The sequence below is a fragment of the Schnuerera sp. genome, assembly GCF_035459645.1.
Lineage (GTDB): Bacteria > Bacillota > Clostridia > Tissierellales > Tepidimicrobiaceae > Schnuerera.
In genome coordinates this window covers 1-3,506 of sequence record NZ_DATHXO010000128.1, presented here as the reverse complement: position 1 = coordinate 3,506, position 3,506 = coordinate 1, and the positions used below count along the sequence as shown (strand labels likewise).

Below are 3,506 nucleotides of genomic sequence, written 5' to 3'. Positions count from 1 at the left end.
AGAGGATGTTAAACAATTGGGAAACAAAGGCTTGAGAATCTATATGTCAGAACCAGTTAAAAATGCAAGAGCTTCAAATTTTAAAATTAATGACAAAAAAATTTCTGCCCAAGTGGAAACTGAAGATAATGTAATTACATTAAAATACTATTCCTCTTATTATGCCCCTGAAGAAGGAAGGCATATTTTAAATGTATCTGGATTGGTAGACTATGCAGATTATAGGGCGTTGGACCAAAATTTTCCCTTTAATATAGTAAAGGATACTGAACCACCAAAAATAATTGATGAATATGCTACTATCGAGGAAGTAGTAATCCAATTTGATGAAGACATAGATCCAAGTTCAGTAGTAAGAACCAACTTTTACTGGAAATCTGGCTCTAGTAAAAGATATCCTAAAAGTGTAAAAGTACAAAATGATAAGGTTATATTAGATTATTCTGGCAAAACATTGCCTACCCATGAAATTACAATGTATATAGATAGTGTAAAAGATTATTCAGATAATAGATTAAGAAATGAAGAAATAAAGATAAAGCCAGTCTTAGATACCACTAATCCAGAAGTAATAGGATTAACAGTTGCAGAAGATGGAAAATCCATTACCGTTTATTATAGTAAAAATGTAAACGCAAGACAAAGAACTTATTATGATATTAAAGACGAAAAAGGCAATAAAGTCTATATTAGAAGTGTAGAAGGCTCTGGTAGAGAATATAAAGTGAATCTAAATGCACCTTTACCAATAGGCGCCAATACTATTACCATTAAAGATGTAGAAGACACCACAACAATGAAAAATCGCCTAATATCTTATACTCAAGATATATATATGGATGATGTAGAAATACCTAAAATAGTTAGTCACTCAGGAAATGATAATCAAATAACCCTTTTATTTAGTAAAGATATGGACCCTGCTACTGTAGAAGATCGTGGAAATTATTTGCTTGAATTTGATGGCAGATATATGTACCTTCCAACTGGAACAGAATTCAGTCAAGTATATGATGGAAAAACATATATAATAACTTTACCTGAAGAAATAGATAGGAAAAAAGTTGATATAGGTCGTCGTGGAAATATTGAAGAAATAGAAGTTAGAGGACTTAAAGCAACTAATGGAGTATTAATAGAACCAGAAAAATTAAAATTTGATGGATCAAATCAAGGAGATGCACTAGTAAAAGAAGCTAGATTAATTGAGCCAGATACTATAATAGTAGTATTTGACCAACCTATACTATATGCTTCAGAAGATGATTTTAGTGTTTCAGGTAGAACTATTTACGATGTAAGAAGAGACGGTTCAGAAGAAGTTGAAATCACTTTAGATAATAAAGATGTAACTACTATAGATGGAAAACTAACTGTAAAGGATAGAAACTCTATAGAAACTATTTTAGAAACAAAAGCTAAACCAGATTCCATAACAGTAAAGGATGAGGTAAAACCTCGTATAAATGCAAGTAGTGGAAGACTTAGTACTAGAGGTAACATAATATACCTACCTTTTACTGAAAAATTGGAAAGCAGAGTTGCAACGCTATTTGGAGATGACCTAATAGTAGAAGCATTAGGAGAAGGTATCCTTGATAGAACAAAATACTCAACTTCTTTAGATACTGATGGTTCAACAATAAGAATTACCATTAATAGTAAAGTTGATGCCCCTGATGGATATTCTATAAGATTAGAAGATGAACCTAAATATATAATGGATACTAGCGGTAATATAGTTGAATATGATGGCTACGATTATTATACTAGATAGTATGAAAATAGAGACTCCTAGGGAGTCTCTATTTTTTATTATTATCTATTGTAAATTCTATATATAGTTGTAGCTGATTCAGCTCTTGTTGTATTATCAACTGGTGCAAATTTATTGTTATTACCTACCATAATCTTTGCTTTAACAACCTTTGCTATAGCATCTTTTGCCCAGCTTGGTATACTGTCTTTATCGGTGAATTGTACTAATGCTGTATCCACTTCTTCTTTAGAGATTTCTATATCTATAATATTGCTTAATATAGTTGCCATTTCTGTTCTTGTAATTTCTGCATTTGGTTTAAAACTGCCATCTTCATAACCTTTTACTAATCCTAATTTCTTCATAGTAGCTAAATAATCTGCATACCAATCTGTAGCCTTCACATCATTAAATTCTCCATTATATTTAACTAATTCTGCCTCTAATCCTTGTATCACCATTTTTGAAAATTCAGCTCTAGTTATATTTTCATCTGGTCTAAACGTTCCATCATCATAACCGTTGATTACATTCTTAGCTACCATGGATTCTACATACGTTCTAGCCCAGTGGTTAGTTATATCTTCAAAAGTCTTATTAGATTCTAGTATTATATATTTGCTGAAATGGTTTAGTCTAAGTATAGCTTGATTCTTCACTATCTTACCAGTAACAAACTCTAATATATTATCTTCTTCATTTAGATAGTAAACAGCTAGTTTATCTTTATCTCCTAATCCTCTAATGTTTATTTTTACAGTAACAGGCGTTTTAAACTTAGAAACTTTTGTCACTTTATCATCTTTAATTATTTCAAGATAAAGGTCAATTACCTTTTTAATATCTTGGTCTTCTTCAACCTTTTCTTCTGCAATATCCTTATCTACACCTTCTGTTCTTAGTACTACCTTAGCTCCTGAAGGTATTCTTACATTGTCTAAAGCATTATATGGTATAGCAAATTCTATATCATTTGCTACTAAGTTAAGATTAACTTTTTCTTTTGATAACGCTACAAATATTTTATCCGATAATTCTATGTTCAAATCTGTACCTGACACATTATCTAACTCCACCACAAGAGCAGATTCCCTATCTTTACCTGCTTCTTTTCTTAAAGCTTCTATTGCTTTAACTGCATCTCTTTCCTTAACTATCACATTAATTACTTTATCTACTGTCTTAACTGTAATTTCTTTTTTGCCTATAGTTGCTGTAGCAGGCTCAGTTTCTTCTTTAGGTACTACAATCTCTCCAGGTACTATTGGTGCAGGTGCAGCTCCGCCACCGCCACCACCACCTGGTGCTCCTCCACCGCCTCCTCCACTTGCTGGTGGATCGGATGGTTTTGATGGGTCTGTTGAAGCTTTATAAGGTTTATAAGTTCCACCTAAGGCTACCAACATATCTCCCAATAGTGAATTTGTTCCTTTTGGTTTTGCTTCATTAAATGGCCCTTCTAACTTTTTAACGATTTCATTTACAGCAGATGATAGGCCTAAAGCCGATTTAAATCGCACATTATCAACTAAGTACTTATTCATAGTATCTTCAATATTTTCAAGATTTATAATAAATTTAAAATCTCCATTCTTAGATAATTCTTCAACAGTTAAGTTTTTAATAACTTCATCAAACATTACAAATATTATCTTAGTTTTTGATTCGGTTAATTTGTCATTTGCCCAGTCTTGGCCTAATATTTTGTTAATTCCACCTATAAAATTGTTAATATTAACCGATGTCT

At 31.7% G+C, this 3,506-nt stretch carries 2 protein-coding genes; one reads left to right on the top strand and one right to left on the bottom strand.

Annotation, left to right across the window (positions count from 1 at the left end):
• Positions 1 to 1,777 (top strand): Ig-like domain-containing domain (locus tag VK998_RS02975; RefSeq protein ID WP_325225313.1); only part of this gene is annotated, 1,777 nt, incomplete at its 5' end.
• 41 nt (positions 1,778 to 1,818) lie between these two features.
• Here the strand turns inward: VK998_RS02975 and VK998_RS02970 are convergent.
• The coding region (locus tag VK998_RS02970) for an S-layer homology domain-containing protein (protein ID WP_325225311.1) at positions 1,819 to 3,506 on the bottom strand (1,688 nt) is incomplete at its 5' end.